The organism is Pseudanabaena sp. CCNP1317, from assembly GCF_034931345.1.
Taxonomy (GTDB): Bacteria; Cyanobacteriota; Cyanobacteriia; order Pseudanabaenales; family Pseudanabaenaceae; genus Pseudanabaena; species Pseudanabaena galeata.
The window spans coordinates 31033-53658 of sequence record NZ_JAYGIF010000102.1; the positions used below are offsets into that span (position 1 = coordinate 31033).

The following is a 22626-nucleotide window of genomic DNA, read 5'->3' on the forward strand; positions in this document are numbered from 1 at the left end:
ATGAAAAAAGTTTTGTACGGCATAGCCGCGATCGCCATTAGTTTTAGCTCTAACTTTATTGCAGTTAACTCCGCCCAAGCTCTCGAAGAAGGCATTTATTGGGGAGGTGGTTCCCGCTATATCAGTATTTTTAAACAGGCTAATCCTAAACCTAATCTCACACCTAATCCCCAGCCTAGTCTTACAACTGAAAGCGATCGCTATTGTTATAGTGGCTTTTCTGCCAATGGCACAATAATTGCTTCTCTCAATCTCAAGATCCCTCGCTATCAAACAGGGCTTGATTATGAAGTTTACACATTGCAAGGCGTAAATAATCTTGCCATTCAGCAATATGCTTTCAAAAGAGATCAGATTACCTTTGGTAAATTAGTTGGACGCTTTGTGCGTGAGGGATCTGTCTATAAGCGTGACGGTGATGTAAACACAGAGCGATCGCCTGAATTGCAAAAATGTCTCACATCTACTAAGCCATATTTTAAACAAATTTCAGCAGGACGCGATCGCAGGTAAAACATTATGGTTACTCAACTTGCCAAGAAAACTTACACCGTTGACGAATACCTAGAGCTAGAAATAGCGTCAGAAACTCGCAACGAATATCGTAATGGAGAAATTATTCCAATGACTGGTGGAACACCAAACCATACTGAAATCGCCGTAAATTTGTTGTCAATTGTCAAAATTGCCCTGCGTGGCAAACCTTTCCGTCTATTTTCAGCCGATCAGCGGCTTTGGATTCCTGCTGTTAAGATCCATACCTATCCTGATGTAATGGTTGCATCAAAACCTTTGGAAATGCAAGATGGTCGTAAAGATACAATTACCAATCCTTGCTTTATTGCGGAAGTGTTATCTAGATCCACCCAGAACTATGATCGCAGCGAAAAATTTGCTGCTTACCGAACTATTAATACTTTTCAGGAATATGTATTAATCGATCAGTATCGTATCCATGTAGAGCATCATGTGAAAACTGCGGTCAATCAATGGCTATTTTCGGAATATGATGACCCTTCAGTAACAATTTCTCTGCAATTTGCAGATTTACAAATTCAAATAGCCGATCTTTACGACAATATTGATTTCACTTAAACCCATAGATAGCAAGTGCGGCAAAGCCACGCTTGCTATCTATGGGTTTAAGTCAGCGCAAAGCACTGTAATTAACTTTTGTACGCCACCTTATTTCTAAGTCTAATACCAAAACACAAAATGGCGTAGCCATTTTGTGTTTTTAAAACCCTTACAGGGTTTGGTTTTTAATTCACAGAAGTGTTGCCACACTTCTGTGAATTGGTATAAGCACTAGCTTTACAATGCTATGATCTCAAGATGCTAGGAGTGTCTGTGAAAACCAGACTGAGAGCAAATCCTTAGAACCTGAACCGATTGACATCGGCGTAGGAAAGCACATTATTTGAGGAAATTTACATGACAGTTGGACTAAAGCTTAACTCTGCACCCACAAGGCGCGGAGAATATCGCGGTACGCAAATGCACTGCGCTCGTCAAGGCATCATCACTGAAGAGATGCAGTATGTGGCGTGGCGCGAAAATCTGCCTGTGGAATTGGTACGTGCCGAGGTTGCTAGAGGTCGGGCGATTATTCCCGCTAACAAGAATCACACTAATCTTGAGCCTATGGGCATCGGTATTGCCTTCCGATGCAAAGTTAATGCCAATATCGGTGCATCACCTAACTCTTCTAACATTGACGAAGAAGTTGCCAAGCTGCATCTATCGGTCAAGTATGGCGCAGATACCGTGATGGACTTGTCCACAGGTGGCGGTGATTTAGATGTGATCCGTACTGCGATTATTAATGCTTCACCAGTTCCCATCGGTACTGTTCCCATTTACCAAGCGCTCGAAAGTGTGCATGGCAGAATGGAGAATCTGACTCCAGATGATTTTCTACATATCATTGAGAAGCACGCTGAACAAGGCGTTGATTATCAAACTATTCACGCAGGGATCTTGATCGAGCATCTTCCTCTAGTCAAGAACCGTCTTACGGGAATTGTTTCTCGTGGTGGTGGTATTTTGGCTCGATGGATGTTGCACCATCACAAGCAAAACCCTCTCTATACCCACTTCAATGACATCATCGAAATCTTCAAGAAGCATGATGTATCGTTCAGCTTAGGCGATTCTCTTCGCCCTGGATGTTTGCATGATGCCTCTGATGCAGCACAACTTGCAGAATTGAAAACCCTCGGACAGCTAACCCGTCGTGCTTGGGAACATGATATTCAAGTCATGGTCGAAGGTCCTGGACATGTGCCGATGGATCAAATCGAGTTCAATGTGCGTAAGCAAATGGAAGAATGCTCAGAAGCTCCTTTCTATGTGCTGGGTCCCTTGGTTACTGACATTGCCCCTGGATATGACCACATCACTTCCGCGATCGGTGCAGCGATGGCTGGTTGGTATGGTACTGCCATGCTTTGCTATGTCACACCGAAGGAACATCTCGGTTTACCCAATGCAGAAGATGTGCGTAATGGCTTGATTGCTTATAAGATCGCCGCTCATGCTGCCGATATTGCGCGTCATCGTCCTAACGCCCGCGATCGCGATGATGAGCTATCAACTGCACGTTACAACTTCGATTGGAACAAACAGTTTGAGTTATCCCTCGATCCAGAACGTGCTAAGGAATATCACGATGAGACTTTGCCTGCGGATATCTATAAGACCGCAGAATTCTGCTCAATGTGTGGGCCTAAGTTCTGTCCGATGCAAGAGAAAGTTGATGCTGAAGCAATTTCCGAGCTTGAGAAGTTTCTCGCCAAAGCGCCTGTAACTTCGGCTTAATCAAAGATCTAAAAAAGGAGGTGCATCGCACCTCCTTTTTTTTATATGAAACAAAAGCAACTTCCTGCTAGTCTAGTTAGACATGTTTGCTAGATATCTTGTTGGTGTCCGAATATGAATAAGTTTCCCTGTCCTAGTCTTATTAATATAGTTTTTCTTGCCTCACTCGCCACACCCTCGATTGCTTGGGCGCAACCTGCTCAACAAAAGATTGTTTATGTATCTCCACAAGGTACTGATGCACAGGCTTATCGAACGATCACGGCTGCGATCGCAGCCAATCCCCAAGAAGGAACAATCTTTCAATTAAGTAATGGTACATATAGCGCCGCCAGTGGCGAAAGTTTTCCGATTCGTCTTCCTAAAGGTGCAATTCTACGCGGTAATCCTAGTGCAAATGGAAGTAATGTAATCATTAGCGGTGGTGGTCGCTTTGTTAGTCCTACCTTTGCCAGTCAAAATATTGCGATCGTCGCCGCAACTAACTCCCGCATCGAAGGCGTTACAGTCACCAATAGCAATCCACGGGGGTACGGACTATGGTTAGAGTCCAGTCGCAATGTGGTTATTGCCAACAACAGCTTTGTGCGTAGTACCCACGACGGCATTTTCCTCACAGGCAGTGCTAACGCTTACATCGGCAATAATCTATTTACGAACAACAAAGGCAGTGGTATTTCGGCTCTTGGTACAAGCACAGGGGAAATCCGTGATAACAGGTTTGAGAATACAGGCTTTGGACTGTCGATTGGACAACAATCTCAGGTGGTGTTAGCAAATAATAATATCTCTCGCAATGTCGATGGAATTATTATTTCTAACACGGCTCAGCCAACGCTGCGCGGCAATGCGATCGCTGATAATCAGCGTAACGGTTTAGTAGTTCTCAGTAGTTCCAATGGCTCTCCTCGTCCTGACCTTGGCACGACGATTTCGCTAGGAAATAATACCTTCCGAAACAACCGTGAATTTGATATTAACAATGCTACAACTATTCCTTTAACAGCCGTAGGCAATCAAATTACTCAATCGAAAGTTAAGGGATTATTGGATTTAAGAGCATCGAGTTCTCCAATTACCAATGCTAGCCCCATCGCTTCTATCCGTCCTGCCCCACTTCCTGCAATTCCCGCATCGCCTACAAATACAGGAAATGCTATTCCGATTCAATCCAATCCTAATCCTTCTCCTACTACAGTATTTGTACCAGCCAAGCCACCTAGCGCTAGTCAAGCGTTGCCAAGTGCGGTGATTTCCACTAACCCTAGTGCTGCTAACAATGCGCCAACGTCGATCATCATTGAGCGTGACTATAGCACTCCAGCTAGCCCCCCTAGAGTTACCGCTTTACCACCTGTGTCTGTCGATCCTTCTACAGGCAAGCCTTTTCAATATCGGGTAGTTGTTCCTGCGACTTCCACTGCTATGACCCAAAGGATAAGAAAGATTGTGCCTGATGCATTTAGGTTATCGCGTAGTGGTCGCACTGTGATGCAAGTAGGAGCCTACAGTGAGAGTGCCACGGCAAATCAACTAGTGCAGAAACTCGCCCAATCTGGTTTAAGAGCAGAAATCATTCCCTTTCGCTAGAAGGATAAGGGACTTACAGCAAGTTTTGCATAACATCGATTTTTGGGCAGTTCGCCAACGGCGAACTGCCCAAAAATCGATGTTTATAATCAGAGTTGCTGCCTCATAACAACTCTCCTGTTTCCTGTAACGAATGCAATCGATGATAAATACCACCTTGAGATAAAAGCTGCTGATGGGAACCAATTTCCACAATTTGACCTTGATCTAAAACCACAATTTTATCAGCTTCCCGCACAGTGCTAAGACGGTGAGCAATCACAATTGTGGTGCGAGTTCCCTGAATTCGACGCATCGCTAATTGAATCGATCGCTCGGATTCATAATCAAGACTAGAAGTCGCTTCATCAAATACCAAAATGTCAGGATTAACTAGCAATGCTCGCGCAATCCCTAATCGCTGACGCTGACCTCCCGAAAGCCGCACACCCCGCTCACCCACAATCGTGTTATAGCCTCGTGGTAATAAATGGAGAAATTCATCAACACTAGCGATCGCACAGGCTTCTTGGACTTCGGCAAAGGTCGCCGTAGGATTTCCATACATGAGATTATCCATCAGGGTTCCATTGAAAATATCTACCTCCTGATGTACGATCGCTAAACGTTTGCGATAGCCAGTGATATCTAGTTCCGTAATCCCTTGACCATCGATCAAAATCCCGCCATTCGTTGGCTCAAAGTAACGGAACAGCAGTTTTACCAAAGTAGATTTGCCTGAGCCAGACCGACCGACTAGGGCAACAGTCTCATACGGCTCAATCGTAAATTGGATGTTTTCTAAAACATGACGATCGCGATCGTAGCCAAAGGTAAGATTGTGAAATTCGATTTTGCCATCAAAGCGATATTGGGGATATTTGGTGTTGGGATGGAGAGCGATCGCCGCATCCTGTCCATTCGCTTGTTTCATGAACTCATGGAAGCGCAACATCGAAGAATAGCGCCTTGCAAAGACTTCTGCTAGCAAGCAAATAGGTCTAATTTCCGAATAAGCCATACTTGCCAAAGTGGAAATAGTAATGAAATGCCCGATGGACATCTTGCCACCAAAAGTTGCAAAGAGAGCGGCTCCAAACACCACAAATTGACAGGCTTCTAAAACCGTATCGCGCACCATGCCCAGTTTCACATAGCCAATATGGATGCCCCAGAGGGATACTTTTGCTTCACGCACAAGGCGATCGCTTTGGCGTTTGTATTCCTTGGCTTCGTTGGCAAAAGCCTTCACAGTTTTGATATTGGTAATAATTTCTGAAGTACGGCTTTCTGTGTTTTCTTGATAAATATCAAGGGTTTCTTCCAGCTTCGTGAGATCCTTCAGCTTTCCTAAACTGCCCCATAGCACCAAAATAAATGACACTAAAAAGAAGACCGAAATCCACCATGCGATCGCGTAGATAATCACAAAAATACCAATGATTCGCACCACTTTTGGAATCAATTGCCCTGCGATTTCAGGATATGACCACATGTGATTAGCTAAGCCTCGCGCCACTCTCCCCGCAATCCGTCCCGCGTTGTTCTCATCGTAAAACTCAATCGGCAAAGTCAAGATTTTGGCGATCGCCTTTTGGGTTTGGTCACGACGAGTTTTGAGTGCAATTTCCCAATGGAAGTTATTGGCACACCATACCTGTATCGGCGCACGGATAACTGTAACTACAAAGATCAAACCCGATAGCGTGATTAAGGAATTCGTCTGATTTATCGACTGTCCAAACAGTGACACCATTGTCATGACGAAGTTGTTGATTTCATAATCAAGCGATCGCCCCGATAGCACATTCAGGATTTGCCCAACTGCATAGGGAACAGTGAGATCAATAATTTCAAATAAACTAGAAGCAGTGATGCTCCAGATCGCCTTTGTCCGATAGCGTTTAAAGTAACGTGCGATGTCCCAAAAATTAGCTGTCATGCTCGTCAAAATCCAAAATTAGAAAACCTAGACATAGCAGTTTTAATTTTGCCTACGGCAAAACTAAAACTTAAAACCCTTACTGAGATTGGTTTTTCGTTTTAATAAAGAACCAGATTTTTGATGGCGCGGCTTCGCCGCGCCATCAAAAATCTGGTTCTTTATTTTACGGCGAAGCCCTTACTCATTGGAAAACCGCTATAAACTAGGACTTACGCAAAAATGTCTCAAGAACCATATTGTAGCCTAGGGACAATTGATGAATTGCCTCTAGGGTGATCATCCACCAACTCCATCTTAAAGCAAAAAACATGTCGGCAAATCAAGGTCAACAACTAGAAACGTATAGTAATCAACATCCTCAAGAAGTTCTACTGGTCAAGCTACAAATTGATGGCGAACTTGACGAAGTGATGATTTTTAAGGGGTTTTCTAGCTCGTTGATGCGAGCTACGGCTTTTGATCCTGATGTACCCGTAATTAGCGATCGCGCGGAAATTTTAAATATTGATCGCCTTGCAGCACCCTATAAACCAAATCAGCCTAACTATCTCCAACAAGGGATAAAATGGGAACAGTTCCAAAATTATTTGTGAGGTATCCTCACAAGTCTAACTTAGGTTAAGAAGATATTTGATAGCGCGGCGGAGCCGCGCTATCAAATATCTTCTTTCAGAGTTGCACCCCTGTGGGGCGCAACTCTGCGGGTTTGAGTCTAATTACAGATTAGTAAACATGCTTGACGAAACGCGGCAATCAATTTATGACAGACAAGTGAGAATTGCTTCACTACATCTGTATCAAAATGTATTAAAGCAAGAAGCATGGGCTGCCTATGGGTCGCTATTGCGTAGCCTTGCTAACTATGCCTTAGACGGGCATGAAAATAGTTCGCGGCGACTTTCCTATTTATTTGCCTATGGCAGATGGTTTAGAGCGATCGCTGCGACGGGTTTCAACTGGCGAGATTATGTCATCTCGCAAATTTTGACCTCCGATAATCCCTTTAGTCAGCAAGCCCAAACCACTGACCTTAATAGTTTACCTGTGTCATTGGTTGTAGCCGCCAAGCATGACCTGCAGGTTTTAGAAGAAATTAGTCTTTGGGGTGGAAACAAATTAGTTGATTGCATTGAGGCTTTTGGCGATCTCCCTGTGGCTTGGCAATTGACAGAAAGTGACATGTCGCAAATATCCGAAGCGAAGCGATCGCTGATTCTCAAGTTTCAAGCAACCGATGACTGGACGCAACTTTTACCCGAACTAGCTGATTATTACAAACATTCAGGTACGGGCATATTTACCGATTACGGCGCATTCCGTTGGCACAAAGGACATCTGGAGGGAATTGCCTATCCTGATCTGGTGCAACTATCCGATCTGATCGGCTATGAGTCACAGCGCCAAACTTTGTATAAGAATACAGAAGCTTTTTTGGCTGGCTATCATGGATTGCACACTTTGCTCTATGGCAGTCGTGGCACGGGCAAATCTTCGATGGTCAAGTCATTGATGTATGCCTATGGCGATCGCGGTTTACGTTTGATCGAAGTTGCCAAAAATGATCTTAAAGACTTGCCAATCATTGCCGATATGTTGCGCCAAGTTCCGCAAAAATTTATCATTTTTGTCGATGACTTGTCCTTTGAGGAAGAAAGCGAAGACTATAAAGCGCTCAAGGTAGTTCTGGAAGGAAATCTGTCGGCACAGCCTGATAATCTCTTGGTTTATGCCACTTCCAATCGTCGTCATCTATTGCGCGAATACTTTAGCGATCGCCCCACCTTAAGTGATCTCAGTAATAGCAAAGAGGTCAATCCTTGGGACACAATGCAGGAAAAGTTATCCCTAAGCGATCGCTTTGGTTTGACTCTCACCTTTCTGCAAGCCGATCAAGAAATCTATCTCAAAATCGTGCATCACCTTGCTAAACGTGCAGGTATTAAATTACTGGATGACGATCTCAATTTTCGAGCTTTGCAATGGGCTACTCGCCATAATGGACAATCGGGGCGGACTGCTCAGCAATTTGTCAATTTTTTGCAAGCAGATTTAGAGCTTAATAAGTAGCGAGGCTCAATTCCAAAACCTGTAGCGCACGCGCAGCCTGCGCTACAGGTTTTGGCTCTGGTTTTTAATTATGCCCAGATACTCATAGCTGTTGTCATTTGTATTAGAGCAAATCAAAACCTAAGAAGCGAGGGGCGGCACTTTGCGCCGCCCCTCGTCTTCACATTATAAATTTTTAAGCGATGCTTCCTATGTGCCTCTATTGCAGCAGGATGCAAGTTTGTGGTCGCAGATTGCGAGCTGAGAAGGAACTAGCACAATCAGCAACCTTTAAACAGTTGGGAAGGTTTCAACTGGAAGTGGCGACTCAATCGATTCATGCTCACAGAGCGATCGCTCAGAAAGTCAATTGGCAAGCATTAGCATTACTGTACGCAGGTTTGATTCGGATTTCGCCTACTTTGGGGGCTTTAGTCAGTCATGCAGCAGCGATCGCCGAAGCGCAGGGAATAGAACAGGGTTTAATACATCTCAATGCAATCCCTTTGGATTCTGTGAAAAATTATCAACATTAGAAAAGTTAACAGTCATATGTTTGTGCGGATGTTTAGTGAGATTATAGAAAAATAGTTGCAAGGAAACCTGAGACTAGAAACTAGCTAAGTTTAAGGAAGTTTGTTGAGTCGGGAATTCATGAAAAAGGGTGCTGTCATCGATAAAACGGGACTCTACCGTTATTCGCTATGGCGAGAATGGGATATAGACAAGTCAAAAATTGTGTTTATTATGCTTAATCCGAGTAAGGCGGATGCAAGTATTGATGACCCTACACTGCGGCGATGTATTAGTTTTGCGAAGTTTTGGGACTATGGTTCGCTAATTGTCGTTAATCTATTTGCTTTTAGATCGGCAAGTCCTTTGGAGCTTAAAAAGGTGGATGATCCTGTTGGGAAGCAGAATGATCGCTATTTAAAAAAGGCGATTAAGTCAGCCGATAGGGTTGTTGTTGCTTGGGGAAATAACGGAAAGTTAATGCAACGCGATCGCTTTGTTTTAGAGTTGCTATCTAAACACAATACTCAGCCTCACTGTTTAGGAATTACAAAAGCTGGTTATCCACGTCATCCGCTATATGTGATGTGTAGTAAGGAACCTATCATTTATTAACGTATTTTTTTTGCGGGAGCTTTTTGGAGCAAAGTATCTAGAATTAGTTTAAGTGCGATTGCGCTTATCGCAAAAGAGAAGAAACTATTCTTGATTCAGTTGAAATACATCTACAATACGATCACAGCCTAATTATTCAGATCATTGGTAATTTGTAGAAATATACGCTAATAGTTATGTATATGTATTCAATCTAAAAACAAAATTTGATACACTAAAAACTAAATGGTATAGAGGTTTACTCTTGAATATTCTCATCGACACTATCAGAATCGCAGGTTTTCGAGGCATCAAAAATCTTGAGATGTCTTTGCCTCGCGTTACTTTGCTGATTGGGATGAATAATTCAGGAAAAACGTCTGTACTAAAAGCACTTCAATTAGCTTTGGGTGATTACTCACGCTATTTATCTGAAGAGGATTTTTATATAGGTAGTGATGATAAGCGTGCAGATGAGATAGTTGTAGATGTTAAGATTGTGCCTGTAGACGAACAAGGCGATCGTATAGATACATTTGATGATGATTGGCAGCGTGAATTTGAAGATAGGATTCAATCTGATGCTAATTCTCGCCAATATGTAGCACTTCGGACTCGTAGTAAACTAGATAAAGGTGGCTTTGATACATCCTACTCAGTGCTTAGAGTATGGACAGATGGCAACAATTGGCTTAATGCTCAAGTTGAGATTCCCAACAAAAAATTTCTTCGTCTTAATGGCATCCAATTTATTCCGATTGATGCTCAAAGAGATATCCATCAAGAAATTGGAGAAAAATCTTCGTTAGTTAGGAAGGTTTTGTCGAACATTAAATATAGCAAAACTGAAGTTGATGCATTAGAAGCAATGATCAATGAGTTGAACGATCAGGCGATCTCCAAAAGTAATGAACTTGCAACCCTTAAGACAAATTTAGAAAATCTTAATCAGTCATTTGAAAGTTCTGGCAAAGCAGAAATCACTCCTTTTCCACGGAAGATCCGAGATCTTTCCAAGTACTTCTCGGCACACTTTGGCGAAGATGCAAGCAGCACCTTTTCCATGGAATATCACGGTATGGGGACAAGAAGCTGGGCATCTATGTTGATCGTAAATGCTTTTGCCGAGTTAAAAAAGAAAGAATATGAGGAGGAAGAAAATCTTTTCTTTCCTATTCTCGCCGCCGAAGAACCAGAAGCACACTTGCATCCAAATGCTCAGAAAACTTTATATCAACAACTTGAGAAGTTTGAGGGGCAAGTAATTATCAGTACTCACTCGCCTTATGTAGCGGCAATGGCTAAACAAACAGAGTTGAGATATTTAAAGAGAACTCCTGATGGTATTACCGTTAGACATCTAAATCCCGACCTTGATCAAGAGGAACGGCGTAGACTACAGCGAGAGGTTATTCATTCTAGGGGTGAAATTCTTTTTTCTAAGGCTCTTGTTCTATCTGAAGGTGAAACTGAAGAACAAGCACTCCCTTTACTCTTTAAAGAGTATTGTGGCAGTGAAGCATTTGTTAAAGGAGTAAGTTTTATTGGTGTGGGCGGAAAAGGAATAAAATATCTTCCTTTTTTGAAATTTGCCAAGGATTTTGATATACCTGTGTTTATTTTTAGTGATGGAGAAACGGAAGCAGTCGATCAGCTAAAGAAAACCTACGATAAAGTGCATGGTGAGACAGATATTTTAGTAGCCTCAAATATTACGATCCTTGATAGTGAAGACTTTGAGGGATATCTTGTATCATGTGGATGCACTGAAATTATTAAATATGTAATATGCCAACAAGAAGGTGATGATGCTATTGAAGTCTGGATTAGAAAGAATCAAGGGCAGAATGACAAAAAGAATAAACCACCGAAAGACTATACAGGAATTGATGGTCATGAGAAAGCTCTCAAAGAAATTCTTGATAAGGGGAAAGTAAAATATGCACCATTAATTGCAGAAAAGCTTTGCAAACTTGAGAAAGAGAAGTTGCCTCCAAAGATTCTTGAGTTTTTCCAGAAACTTGAAAATGGAGGAATAATATGAACGGTTTATCGCCAGAGCAATCAAGCATAGTATACTCGCCAATTGGTCAAGCAATGCAGGTACTAGCTTCGGCTGGTTCAGGAAAGACTCGTGTTTTGACAGAGCGCGTAAGGCATATCATCAACAACACTAAAAAAGATGGAGTTATAGCATTAACTTTCACAAATAAGGCTGCGGAAGAAATGCTCAATCGACTACAAGACCTTGAAGGTGTTAATGAACGATGCTGGATAGCGACAATTCATTCTGTAGCTCAACGCATACTTGAACAGTATGGACATACCCTTAAAGATGTTGCTTTGCCTTCTGAGTTACATATTTACGATCGTGATGAAGATCGCAAAACTATTTTTATTCAATCTCTGCGAAATGAGGGCATAGATATTGATAAATTTCTTGATGTGTCTGATAGTAAAACAAAAAGAGAGCGAGAAGCTAAAATTCAAACTCGATTAGGACAGTTTGCTACTGTAAAAAGAGAGTTATTGGATGAGCAAGAAATTATTAATAAATATTCTGAAAACATCAAATTTTTGTCAATCTATCGTTCTTACCAAAAAGCTCTATTTGAAAGTGGAGGTATTGATTTTGATGACATTCTTGTTTACGCACATAAAATACTTCTTGATAACTCATGGTGCGGTGATATCTATCGTGCAAAATATAAGCATATTTGCGTTGATGAAGCCCAAGATCTGAACAAATCTCAATATGAGTTTATAAAAGTTTTATGTGGAGAAAAAATACAGAGCGTTATGATGGTTGGCGATCCCAATCAGATGATTTATGGTTTCAATGGCTCATCAAACAGATATCTCCTTCAAAATTTTCTTGAAGACTTTAGTCCGACTCAGTATGTTCTTAGTAAGAACTTTCGTAGCTCAAAAGCTGTTGTTAATCTGGCTAATAAAATCAAACAAGGTTCTCAATCAGAATATGATTTTGCTCTTGAGGGGCGTAGTGAAATTAAAATGCTAGATGATGAAAATTCTGAAGCAATTTGGATTTGCAATAAAATTGATGAATTAATCCAAGAAAAATCGAATCATGAGATTGAAGGTGATATTTCACTGGACAAAATGGTAGTTATTGCTAGAAATCGTTTTGTCTTTAAGACTCTTGAAAAACATCTTAAATCAAGAGGAATTAATCCTTTATTTAATAGGGGGGAACGACAAGTAGAACCATCTTCAACTTTTGGCAAGGTCTTAGATCTTGCGATTCGTGTACGATTGAATAAAAAAGATTGGGTAGATGGCAAAAAACTGTGTACAGTTTTGAAGATTGACAGTCCTGATGTATGGGATGACGAATGTATATTGAGTAAATTTGCTAAAAACGTTCTAAACACAGATATTCCCATCCCTGATATTCAGTCCAAACTTTTACTTGAGATTCAAAATTTAGATATAAATGATCCAAATATACCTAAACTTTGTAAATGTTTTGCTCAACTAATCGAGGAAAGAAAAAATGAAACATTAAATGAATTTGAAGAAAATGAACTGGAACGCTCTTTGATAGAGCTTCAGGAATTTAAAGAATGTTGGCAAAAATCTAAGATTTTAGGATTAGGTTCTCTTTCTTCTTTTCGTAATGCAATGGCGTTAGGACAGTTAAATGGAAATAATGGTAGATCTGGACTAACTTTAAGTACAGTGCATACTATGAAAGGATTAGAGAAAGACATTGTTTTTTTGATGGGAATGTGTGAAGGCGTTTTCCCAGACTACCGCGCTCGTAGTGAACAAGAACTTGAAGAAGAAAAAAATAATGCTTTTGTTGCTGTTACTAGAGCTAAAAGATGGATTTACATAACATTTCCTCGGTTGCGAAAAATGCCTTGGGGTGATAGTAAAGTGCAGCACCCATCTAGGTTTATTCGGGATATGCAGGGATAGACATCATTTAGCGAAGGTTTTATAGCCAAGAAAAATATCCCGACTAAGCACAAATGAGATCGCATTCTAAACACAAAAAACTAAAAATTACGCACTCTCCCATGAGTCCCCATGAATCTCTCTCATACAGATCTGCACACAACCCTCCAAAGCCAAAAGCGCATCATCCATCGACTCATATTCATCTTCACCTTCCCAAAATATTCCACCTTTCTCAAAAGCACGAACAAACCCACTAGAATAACCATCATCTCTCCAGCCAATCTCAATTATTCCATTCTCTTGATTAACCCAACAAGAAATATTCGGATATTTGCTTTCAAAAGATTTCTTAGACATAGATTTATACAGGCGATTGTCCCATTGTCTTAGACACTAAGGCGATCGCGCTACATCCTCGACCTCGTTAAGTGCGATCGTGCGCGTAAGTGTCGAATCAGTTGCGATCGTCAATAGCTTGCCACCATTGCATGAGAGACAGAAAAATTTGCTATGATCCACCATAAGGGCAATGCACGAATTGTCCCTACCATTACTAAAAGAATTAATTCACCATGAAAGCCTCTTTAATCAAGATCAAAAAACCTAGTAAAGAAGACCTCCTTGCTTTCCGCCGTTCTTCTCAAAAAATGGCTGAATTATTAAAAGCTCATGGCATTAGCGAAGATGAAATCATTGCCGAATTTAACGCTATGCGTAAACAAGCAAGGAAAGACGCAACCAAATAATGTCAAAGACACTTGCCTTAGATACAAACATCTTGGTACGGGCTGTACTAGGTGACAAAGTTTCCAACCTCTTAGAAAAATACAATAACAATTGCCAATTTCTCACACCAAATAATTGCTATCAGGAACTAGAGCGTCACTTACCCCAAATTTTACAAAAACGTAAATTTCAATCAGACATATCATCACAGGCGATTGCTGATTTAGCCAAAATCGTAATCCCAATAACAGAAGAAGATTACCTACAATATAAAAACGAAGCTCAAAGACGCATTAAAGCAAGAGATCCTAACGATTGGGAAGTGGTTGCCTTAGCCATGCACTTTGATTGTCCAATTTGGACAGAAGACAAAGACTTTTTTGGAATTGGCATCGCCACATGGAACAGCCAAAACGTAGAAATTTATCTTATGCAATGATTAGTAATCGATACCAATCACTGAGATTAGCGATCGCTATTACAAAAACAACTAATCTTCAGGCAAAAAATCCTCATCTAGCGTTTGCTCAGAAGTAAAAGGAGACTCCATTGGAAAAGTAGCGATCGCTAATCCTGTCTCGACACTGGCTAACTTCCTTATATAATCCATGCCGCAGTTTTCTAAATTACGCATAGCTTTACTTACTTACTCTACAAAACCTAGAGGGAGCGTGATCCATACTCTAGAACTTGCGGAAGCATTGCAAGCATTGGGACATCAAGTATGTATCTACGCATTAGACAAAGATGGTTTAGGATTTGATCGCCATTTGTCCTGTGAAGTTCAACCAATTCTTGCCCAACCTGCACCACAGGAAATCGATCAGCTAATCCAGCAACGTATTCAGGAATTTGTGGATTACTTGCAGAATTCAAACCCTGATTATGATATTTATCACGCTCAAGACTGCATCAGTGCCAATGCTCTAGCAATTTTGCGATCGCAAGGACGCATTCCCCACTTTATCCGCACCATTCACCACATCGAGGACTATAACAGTCACTATTTACAGGCTTGTCAGGATCGTTCTATTCGAGAAGCTGAGCTTTGCCTATGCGTAAGTGCAGGCTGGCAAACCCAAATTTATGAACATTATCAAATCCATGCGCCGCGAGTAATTAATGGTGTGAATCTGCAAAGATTTTCCCGCGATCGCAATTGTACAGAATTACAAATCAAACAAAAATTTGGTTTAACTGGTTCACCAATTTATTTAACTGTGGGCGGGATTGAACCACGCAAGAACTCAATTAAGTTAATTCAAGCCTTTGCTCAAGTTTTAGTGGACTTCCCCGAAGCGCAGTTAGTAATCGCAGGAGGTGCAACCTTATTTGACTATCAAGACTATCGCGATCAATTTATGGCGATCGCACAGGAGCTAGATATCGCGAAATCCCTCATTATTACAGGCGTTCTCACGGATGTGGAATTGCCTGTACTTTATCGCTGTGCTGATGCTTTTGTCTTTCCCTCGGCAAAGGAAGGTTGGGGCTTGGTAATCATGGAGGCGATCGCTTCGGGTTTACCAGTGATCACTTCTAACTGTACGCCTTTTACGGAATTTTTATCTGAACAACAGGCTGTGCTGATTGATCCTGATGATGTGGAGGCGATCGCCCAAGCCATGCGATTAGTTCCTAAACCCGATTTTAGTCAGTTTCTAGTCCAAGCTAGCCAAGAAATTTTGACAAAATACACTTGGGAAAATTCGGCTCAAATGCATACAACACATTATGCAAAAATGGTATTAAGTAGCTAAGAAAAACTAAAAACCGTAAAGTTGCACCCCTGCGGGGCGCAACTTTACGGTTTTTGGTAATTGGCACTTAGGCGGCGCAAAGCGCCGTTTACCATCATTTAGAGGAGATTTTATGCCTGAAGTCCGTTTTCAAATCACTTGGCCAGACAACTCTCAAGACTCTTGCTATTCACCATCTTTAATCGTCAAGGAATATTTTGCGCCCGATACTGAGTATGACCTAGTGGATTTTGTAGAGCGATCGCGGACTGCGCTGAATATTGCTAGCGATCGGGTTAAGGCAAAATATGGGTTTCCCTGTGGCTTAGCTTTAGGTCAATTACAGGAAATCGAGGCAAAAGCGGCGAAATTCTGTGAGATCAAGCAACCCAAAGTGAAAGTTATTAAATTTAACAATTAGGTTGCATTATGCACGCTATCTGATAAGATATAATTCCTTATAAATTTGGAGAGATGGCTGAGTGGACGAAAGCGGCAGATTGCTAATCTGTTGTACGGCAGGTAACTCCGTACCGAGGGTTCGAATCCCTCTCTCTCCGTTCACGAGACTGTCATAGAGCGATATGGTTGATAACCCTTCCAAGGATGTAGTAGGCGAAGCTCCAGAAGTTGATCCTAGTAAATTTACTGCGTCAGATGTCGCAGCGATTGCAGATCGTTTAGAGCGCGATGACTACGCCAGTGCTTTTGAGAGTTTGAACGATTGGCATATTTTGCGATCGCTAGCTTTTAAAGGCTCCGAATTAGCCGAGCCTTACCGTCATTTATTAGATCTTGAAGCATTTGATGAATGCTAAATTCCCAAATAAAAAGCGCCGCTAAGCGGCGCTTTTTATTTGGGATCGTAGAAAATTGCGCTAAGCGCACTCTTTTATGGCTGGGGACTAGGACTAGGTGCGGCGGGCAAACCGTTCGTAAACTTTTCCGTAGCATCTTTGCTTTCGTAAATACAATCAACTACGGGAGCCTTGTCTAGATCACCTGTAAAGCCAAAGGTATTCATTCTGTCTTTGCATTGACGAATATCCGCTTCTTTAATTACATTTTTTTGTAATAGCACGTTCCAGTTATTGGGCAAAACTACGCACCCCGGCTCAGGTTCAGCTTGACTGATGAACACGTTAAAGGGATTGAGGGTGACATAGACACGGCTACTCATCACCATAGCTGATGCACCATAGTTATTGCAAAAATCACGGCTAGGCGCAAGGTTATCTAAACGAATCGCATCAACTGTACGCGGCGTAGGATTGAGCGTAGACAAAGCAATGCCAACACCAATACCGACCGCAAAAATTGCGCCTGCGATCGCGAGTTTAGTGGTTGTACCGTTTGACTTTGGTTCAGTGGGAGGTTGGTTCAGAGTTGAAGAATATCTACGTCTTGCCATAGATGTGAGTTAGGGTTATTCCCTAGGGTAACCGAAAATGCTGAAGATTTAAGCAATTTGCTTAGCAAATCGCTCGAAAGTTAGAGAACTGCCACACCTGCACGATCAAGAATTTCAGGAATCAAGTGTTCGGCTTTGATCGCCATAATATGTACACCTTGGCAGATTTGCCGCGCAGTTTGGATTTGTTCGGCAGCGATCGCCATGCCTTCCTGTAACGGAGATTTTGCTTTGGCGAGGCGATCGATAATATGCTCAGGAATCTGTACTCCTGGGACAAATTTATTCAGAAACAAGGCATTTTTAGCGGATTTAATCAAAAATATGCCCGCCAAAATCGGTTTGTCTGATTGATTAGCAATTTGATTCACAAATTTGTCAAGACGCTCAAAGTCAGTAATCAATTGGCTCTGGAAAAATTGTGCCCCTGCATTAACCTTACGCTCAAAGCGTTTTTGTAAACCTGACCAGCTTGGCGACTGCGGATCAACGGCGGCTCCTGCTAAAAAGTCAGTACCTTGATGGGGCAGAGCTTTCCCATTAGCATCCAGCCCCTGATTCAGTTTTTGGATTAATTGCAGTAGGCGCACCGATTCATAGTCAAACACCGATCGCGCATCGGGAGAGTCACCTGCTTTGACAGGATCGCCTGTCAAAGCCAAAATATTGGTGATACCCAAGGCTGCTGCCCCAAATAAATCTCCTTGTAGCGCAATCCGATTGCGATCGCGGCAAGCGATTTGACAAATAGTTTCAAGCCCAATTTGTTGCTGAATCAATACTGATGCAGCGACAGGACTCATACTCATCACCGCCCGACTGGAATCGGTAATATTCACCCCATGAACGCGCCCTTTGAGCGATCGCGTTTGTTCGAGCATATGGGTGGGGTCACTGCCCTTGGGTGGCGACACCTCCGCCGTGATTAGAAATTCCTTGTTGGCGATCGCCTTACGAAACTTGGTAAAGGGTGGCTCTGACTGCTCAAATACTGACTGGGGCGGCTCGATCATGCGAAACAAAACTGTTAAAGAAATTTTAAGATTGTCTGCATTTTAAACTATTGCGATTACAGGTAGTGATTAAGGGAAAATACCCAGCAATTCTCAATATGGCAATTTTAGTGTTTCCAGCGCCGAAGGCAATGGAAACACTAAAATTGCTTTTTTTATAGCAATAAGAGCTTTGCTTAGGACATTAAACCCAAATAAATAAAGGCGGCGCTTCGCGCCGCCTTTATTTAACGTCAGTTCGACGAAAGCGAAAAATGGTAAGCATCGCTTAGCGATGCTTACCATTTTTCGCCATTTGCGGCGTGCGAAGCACGCCGCAAATGGCTATATAACGTGAGTTCAATATAGCCATAGCCACCTGTATCAGGACAAATCAAAACTCAAGTAGTGTGAAGCACCGCCTCACACTACTTGGGTTTTATGTCCTAATAAGAATGGCGACAACTATAGTGAGAGTTGCTGATTTTTTTAAATTTAAATTGAGATTTTGATTGTTTTTGTGTAACAATTGTAGATCGCACTTTTAAGTAATCTTACAACTAAAAAAATGGCTAAAAACAAAGGTGTCCGTCTCGTTATTACACTAGAGTGCACCGAATGTCGCTCCAATGCCAATAAGCGATCGCCTGGTGTATCTCGTTATACGACCATGAAAAATCGTCGTAATACCACCGCAAGGTTAGAACTCAAAAAGTTCTGTCCCCATTGCAACTCCCACACTGTTCACAAAGAAATCAAATAGTCCCTTAACCCAATCACCAAAACCGCGTAATCCCAATCATGGCAATGAACTCCTCTTTTTATCGTAAGCGCCTCTCTCCGATCGCGCCTGCTGCCAAAATCGACTATAAAGATGTCGAATTACTGCGTAAGTACATCACCGAACGAGGCAAAATCTTGCCTCGTCGTATTACAGGTTTAACTGCAAAGCAGCAACGCGCATTGACCACAGCGATTAAGCAAGCTCGTGTAGTTGCTTTGTTGCCTTTCATCAACAAAGAAGGCTAAAAATTATCAAGACGCTTTGCGTCTTCTATATTTAACGTGAGTTCTATATCGGCATTTTCGTCTTGCTTCGCATGATGCAAATGGCGAAAAATGGGAAGAATCGCTTAGCGATTCTTCCCATTTTTCGCTTTCGTCGAACTGACGTTAATTCCGTTGTTCGAGAAGTTCGGCAAAAGCTTGCTCAAAATCTTCACTGGTAATCTTGAGATTTTCAAGCAGATTAGAAGCATCACGCTGATGACGACGGATTGCAAAAATAGCGGCGCGATTACTTAGAAAAGCGAGATCGGCTCCATTCCAATTTTCGGTACGGTCAGCCCAAACATCTAAATTAAGATGATCATCAAGGGGGCGATCGCGATTATGTACTTCTAAAATCGAACTGCGGCTGTCGCGATCTGGTAAATCGACCATCATATGCAATTCGATGCGACCCGATCGCAATAGTGCAGGATCGATAAAATCACGGCGATTGGTTGCGCCAATTACCAATAGTCCTTCAGCCGATTGCAAGCCATCCAGCTCAGTTAGTAACTGACCAATCACGCGATCGCTCACACCACTGTCACCTTGATAGCTCCCCCTTGCAGGTGCAAGCGTATCGATCTCATCAATAAATATGACGCAGGGAGCCGCCTGACGTGCTTGAGCAAATAACTGTCTAATCGATTGTTCGGAAGCTCCCACCCATTTCGTTAGCAGTTCCGAACCCGCAACCGCAATAAAATTTGCTTGGGCTTGAGTGGCGATCGCTTTAGCCAGTAAAGTCTTGCCTGTCCCTGGGGGGCCATAGAGTAATACTCCACGGGTTGCCTTAGCACGGGTATGGGCATAGAGTGCAGGATCAACTAATGCGCCTGCTACCGCTTCTTGAAGGGTTTGCTTAACTTTCGCCAGTCCACCGATTTCAGCCCATTGCACAGTAGGAACTTGAATTTGCAGCGATCGCAATACGGCGGGGTGAACCTGCTTTAACGCAAATTCAAAATCGGCACGATTCACATCAAGGTTTTCAGGAATATCCGCCACACTGGTTACTTGTCGCCGCAAAGCATTAGTCGCCGCCACTTGGCAAAGTCCCTTAATATCTGCTCCCACATAACCATAGGCGCGATCAGCAATCTCATCTAAATCCACATCATCAGTCAAAGGCATCGATCGCGTATGGATTTCCAGAATTTCACGCCGTGCATGGCGGTCGGGTATGGGGAAAATAATCTCGCGATCAAATCGGCCGGGACGACGGAGGGCAGGATCGATCGCATCGGGGCGATTGGTAGCGGCTAACACGATTACGCCTTTAGTCTCGGCAAATCCATCCATTAAGCCTAGTAATTGTGCTACGAGACGCTTTTCCACTTCTCCTTCGACATTGGCGCGATTGGGAACGAGAGCATCAATTTCATCGATAAAAATCAAACAGGGTGAAGATTTTGCTGCTTTCTCGAAAACCTGTCGCAACCGAGTTTCGGCTTCCCCATAGTATTTACTAATGATTTCTGGCCCCACGATCGCAATGTAATTTACGCCCAACAGAGTTGCCAGCGATCGCGCCGTTAGAGTTTTGCCAGTACCGGGGGGACCAACGAGCAGAACGCCTTTAGGTGGTTCTAGCCCTAATTTAACTAAAATATCAGGACGTTTTAGGGGAATTTCAACTAAATCACGTAACTGCGCTAAGGTATCACCTAATCCGCCCACGAGTTCAGAAATCGCCTGTGGTTTCTCGGTTGGAGAATTATCTTTTTCGGGTTTGACCACATCAGGGGAAGTGACTTCACTGCTCCCCCCTGTTGCCGTCGCAGCACGAGGCGATCGGGGAATATTACCGCGTCGGGGAATGCTGGACAATGGACGGGAAGTAACATTTACCTCAGTATGAATTTCACCAGATTTCTGCTTCTCATCCAGTTTTTGAGCAAGATCGATGAGTTGATCAAGATTTAGTAATTGCTTAACATCATCCACTAGAGATTCAAAGCCTTCCACTTTGAAAGCAAATTTGTCCTTAAAACTATCTTTGTCATTACTCATCGATGCTAGTTCCTATTAATCATCTAGAGAGTTGCGGCGCGAAGCGCTGCCACTCTCTAGACGCAGCTATATGCTGATTCTAACTCTGATTTAGGAGCGATCGCATCAGCATAAAGTAGAGGGAGATGCTAATCGTCTCTCTACTTGTACCAAGTTAAGAAATGGCGTAGCCATTTCTTAACTTGAAAACCCTTAAGCGGTTTGGTTTTTAATTCACAAAAGTGTGATCACACTTTTGTGAATTGGCATTACACAAATATTGTGATCTCAAATATGAAAAATGTGTCTCTATGTAATGTTTTTGTCTATGGCACGCTCAAGCCCAATGAAGCCAATTATGCAGAATATTGTGCGGGTAAAGCGATCACTCAGCAACAGGCGATCGCCTATGGTGAATTATTTGCGCTGCCCATGGGTTATCCTGCGATGACTATTGGCAACGCTCAAGTGCATGGATATTTGCTCTCTTTTCCTGATGCAAGTATTTTAGAGTCATTGGATCAGCTAGAGGATTATCAAGGCGATCGCGCATCTCATGAGAATTTATATGATCGGCGACTGATAGAAGTTTTTGATTTGCAAGGTGTTTCTTTGGGGATAGCGTGGGCTTATTTTATGGAATTAACACAAGTCACCAAATTGGGAGGGATTGCTCAACATGATGGCTTGTGGACTCAGAATCAATAAATATTTTGAAAGCTTCGCGAACCTTTCAAAATATTTATTGTGGCTCAATTGATCGGTAATACCAAAATACAAAATGGTTACGCCATTTTGTATTTTGAAAACCACTACTAGGTCTAGCTTTTAATTCACAAAAGTTTGGTAACACTTTCGTGTTTTGGCATAATTGCTGTAAATGATTGCTCACAACCAAATCACGAAAGCTATGGCAACACTTTCGTGATTTGATATTAAATAAAGTTCATTAAATTTAAAAACGTGTTGCTCATATAGCAATCCTATAATAGGTTGTGAGAGAACGCCCCTTCGGGGCGCACTCTCACAACCCTCAAAATCTTACAACTCATTTAGGAGTGCTATATGATTAGTAACACGTTTTTAACTAACGCGAACGAGAAGTCCCGCACTCTATCCGTTTACAAGGATGAGTGACGGGATGAAAGTGAGCCAGAAACAAATTGAGCGACAGCAGAAGTTATCTATGCTATAATTAGCTTATCAGTATTCTACAATCTTGATAAATGTATAAGGCGTACAAGTACAGAATCTATCCCACAAGTGAGCAAGAAACCTTGCTTGCAAAGTCTTTTGGCTGTG

The 22626-nt window shown here is 42.3% G+C and carries 26 protein-coding genes, 1 tRNA gene and 1 riboswitch; of the genes, 20 read left to right on the forward strand and 7 right to left on the reverse strand.

Going from position 1 to position 22626, the window contains the following annotated elements; translation table 11 throughout:
- From VB775_RS18435 to VB775_RS18450, 4 genes are all read left to right on the forward strand, one after another.
- The gene (locus VB775_RS18435) at positions 1-513 is read left to right on the forward strand and encodes a hypothetical protein (protein ID WP_281006235.1); all 513 of its coding nucleotides are present in this window, start codon (positions 1-3) and stop codon (positions 511-513) included.
- Positions 514-519: 6 nt separating this feature from the next.
- Entirely contained in the window at positions 520-1095 is a 576-nt protein-coding gene (locus VB775_RS18440) for a Uma2 family endonuclease (protein ID WP_281006234.1), read from the forward strand.
- Between the two features lie 235 nt (positions 1096-1330).
- Positions 1331-1427, forward strand: a riboswitch (TPP riboswitch).
- A 7-nt stretch (positions 1428-1434) separates the two neighbouring features.
- The gene (thiC, locus tag VB775_RS18445) at positions 1435-2820 is read left to right on the forward strand and encodes a phosphomethylpyrimidine synthase ThiC (RefSeq protein WP_281006233.1); all 1386 of its coding nucleotides are present in this window, start codon (positions 1435-1437) and stop codon (positions 2818-2820) included.
- A 114-nt stretch (positions 2821-2934) separates the two neighbouring features.
- Complete coding sequence (locus VB775_RS18450; protein WP_281006232.1) at positions 2935-4410, forward strand: DUF1565 domain-containing protein; 1476 nt, start codon at positions 2935-2937, stop codon at positions 4408-4410.
- Between the two features lie 103 nt (positions 4411-4513).
- Here VB775_RS18450 and VB775_RS18455 read toward each other — a convergent pair whose 3' ends face one another.
- The gene (locus tag VB775_RS18455) at positions 4514-6331 is read right to left on the reverse strand and encodes an ABC transporter ATP-binding protein (protein ID WP_281006231.1); all 1818 of its coding nucleotides are present in this window, start codon (positions 6329-6331) and stop codon (positions 4514-4516) included.
- Positions 6332-6642: 311 nt separating this feature from the next.
- Between VB775_RS18455 and VB775_RS18460 the strand changes: the two genes are divergently transcribed.
- From VB775_RS18460 to VB775_RS18485, 6 genes are all read left to right on the forward strand, one after another.
- Positions 6643-6927 carry a hypothetical protein gene (locus VB775_RS18460; RefSeq protein ID WP_281006230.1) on the forward strand — a complete coding sequence of 95 codons (285 nt, stop codon included), beginning with the start codon at positions 6643-6645 and terminating at the stop codon, positions 6925-6927.
- A 139-nt stretch (positions 6928-7066) separates the two neighbouring features.
- Positions 7067-8401: an ATP-binding protein gene (locus tag VB775_RS18465; RefSeq protein WP_281006229.1), complete on the forward strand. Its 1335-nt coding sequence runs from the start codon at positions 7067-7069 to the stop codon at positions 8399-8401.
- Between the two features lie 212 nt (positions 8402-8613).
- Positions 8614-8916: a hypothetical protein gene (locus VB775_RS18470; RefSeq protein ID WP_281006228.1), complete on the forward strand. Its 303-nt coding sequence runs from the start codon at positions 8614-8616 to the stop codon at positions 8914-8916.
- A 118-nt stretch (positions 8917-9034) separates the two neighbouring features.
- Complete coding sequence (locus tag VB775_RS18475; protein ID WP_281006227.1) at positions 9035-9508, forward strand: DUF1643 domain-containing protein; 474 nt, start codon at positions 9035-9037, stop codon at positions 9506-9508.
- Between the two features lie 244 nt (positions 9509-9752).
- Complete coding sequence (locus tag VB775_RS18480; RefSeq protein WP_281006226.1) at positions 9753-11531, forward strand: ATP-dependent nuclease; 1779 nt, start codon at positions 9753-9755, stop codon at positions 11529-11531.
- On the forward strand, positions 11528-13432 hold the full coding sequence (locus VB775_RS18485; RefSeq protein WP_281006225.1) for an ATP-dependent helicase: 1905 nt from the start codon (positions 11528-11530) through the stop codon (positions 13430-13432). Before VB775_RS18480 ends, VB775_RS18485 begins: the two co-directional genes overlap by 4 nt.
- 87 nt (positions 13433-13519) lie before the next feature.
- Here the strand turns inward: VB775_RS18485 and VB775_RS18490 are convergent, their stop codons facing one another.
- Positions 13520-13771, reverse strand: a complete 252-nt coding sequence (locus tag VB775_RS18490) for a hypothetical protein (protein ID WP_281006224.1) — start codon at positions 13769-13771, stop codon at positions 13520-13522.
- Between the two features lie 36 nt (positions 13772-13807).
- Positions 13808-13936 (reverse strand): hypothetical protein, encoded by a 129-nt coding sequence (locus tag VB775_RS18495; protein WP_281006223.1) that lies wholly within the window; start codon positions 13934-13936, stop codon positions 13808-13810.
- Between the two features lie 50 nt (positions 13937-13986).
- On the opposite strand from VB775_RS18495, the gene VB775_RS18500 reads away from it, so the two are divergent.
- Complete coding sequence (locus VB775_RS18500; RefSeq protein WP_281006222.1) at positions 13987-14160, forward strand: hypothetical protein; 174 nt, start codon at positions 13987-13989, stop codon at positions 14158-14160.
- Entirely contained in the window at positions 14160-14579 is a 420-nt protein-coding gene (locus tag VB775_RS18505; RefSeq protein WP_281006221.1) for a PIN domain-containing protein, read from the forward strand. The genes VB775_RS18500 and VB775_RS18505 overlap by 1 nt, the downstream gene beginning before the upstream one ends.
- 51 nt (positions 14580-14630) lie before the next feature.
- Here the strand turns inward: VB775_RS18505 and VB775_RS18510 are convergent, their stop codons facing one another.
- Positions 14631-14774, reverse strand: coding sequence for a DUF29 family protein (locus tag VB775_RS18510; RefSeq protein ID WP_281006220.1), 144 nt, complete (start codon positions 14772-14774; stop codon positions 14631-14633).
- Between VB775_RS18510 and VB775_RS18515 the strand changes: the two genes are divergently transcribed.
- The 4 genes from VB775_RS18515 (at position 14749) to VB775_RS18530 (ending at position 16697) form a co-directional block, all read left to right on the forward strand.
- The gene (locus tag VB775_RS18515; RefSeq protein ID WP_407072934.1) at positions 14749-15900 is read left to right on the forward strand and encodes an MSMEG_0565 family glycosyltransferase; all 1152 of its coding nucleotides are present in this window, start codon (positions 14749-14751) and stop codon (positions 15898-15900) included. The two genes, VB775_RS18510 and VB775_RS18515, sit on opposite strands and share 26 nt — an antisense overlap.
- A 112-nt stretch (positions 15901-16012) precedes the next feature.
- The gene (locus VB775_RS18520) at positions 16013-16300 is read left to right on the forward strand and encodes an MSMEG_0570 family nitrogen starvation response protein (RefSeq protein ID WP_281006218.1); all 288 of its coding nucleotides are present in this window, start codon (positions 16013-16015) and stop codon (positions 16298-16300) included.
- Between the two features lie 47 nt (positions 16301-16347).
- Positions 16348-16439 (forward strand) — tRNA-Ser (locus VB775_RS18525).
- A 24-nt stretch (positions 16440-16463) separates the two neighbouring features.
- Positions 16464-16697 carry a DUF2555 domain-containing protein gene (locus tag VB775_RS18530; RefSeq protein WP_281006217.1) on the forward strand — a complete coding sequence of 78 codons (234 nt, stop codon included), beginning with the start codon at positions 16464-16466 and terminating at the stop codon, positions 16695-16697.
- A 74-nt stretch (positions 16698-16771) separates the two neighbouring features.
- Here the strand turns inward: VB775_RS18530 and VB775_RS18535 are convergent, their stop codons facing one another.
- A complete protein-coding gene (locus VB775_RS18535) occupies positions 16772-17290 on the reverse strand; it encodes a DUF3172 domain-containing protein (protein WP_281006216.1) in 519 nt (172 codons plus the stop codon).
- 80 nt (positions 17291-17370) lie between these two features.
- Positions 17371-18303 carry a methylenetetrahydrofolate reductase gene (locus VB775_RS18540; protein ID WP_281006215.1) on the reverse strand — a complete coding sequence of 311 codons (933 nt, stop codon included), beginning with the start codon at positions 18301-18303 and terminating at the stop codon, positions 17371-17373.
- 547 nt (positions 18304-18850) lie between these two features.
- Here VB775_RS18540 and rpmG point away from each other — a divergent pair.
- Positions 18851-19045, forward strand: coding sequence for a 50S ribosomal protein L33 (gene rpmG / locus VB775_RS18545; protein WP_281006214.1), 195 nt, complete (start codon positions 18851-18853; stop codon positions 19043-19045).
- Positions 19046-19089: 44 nt separating this feature from the next.
- On the forward strand, positions 19090-19311 hold the full coding sequence (gene rpsR / locus VB775_RS18550; RefSeq protein ID WP_055074037.1) for a 30S ribosomal protein S18: 222 nt from the start codon (positions 19090-19092) through the stop codon (positions 19309-19311).
- Between the two features lie 144 nt (positions 19312-19455).
- Here rpsR and VB775_RS18555 read toward each other — a convergent pair whose 3' ends face one another.
- The gene (locus VB775_RS18555) at positions 19456-21345 is read right to left on the reverse strand and encodes an AAA family ATPase (RefSeq protein ID WP_281006213.1); all 1890 of its coding nucleotides are present in this window, start codon (positions 21343-21345) and stop codon (positions 19456-19458) included.
- 273 nt (positions 21346-21618) lie between these two features.
- Here VB775_RS18555 and VB775_RS18560 point away from each other — a divergent pair, with 273 nt between their 5' ends.
- The gene (locus tag VB775_RS18560) at positions 21619-22032 is read left to right on the forward strand and encodes a gamma-glutamylcyclotransferase family protein (RefSeq protein WP_281006212.1); all 414 of its coding nucleotides are present in this window, start codon (positions 21619-21621) and stop codon (positions 22030-22032) included.
- A gap of 518 nt (positions 22033-22550) precedes the next feature.
- Positions 22551-22626: helix-turn-helix domain-containing protein (locus VB775_RS26555; RefSeq protein ID WP_416235808.1), on the forward strand; the 76-nt coding region annotated here is incomplete at its 3' end.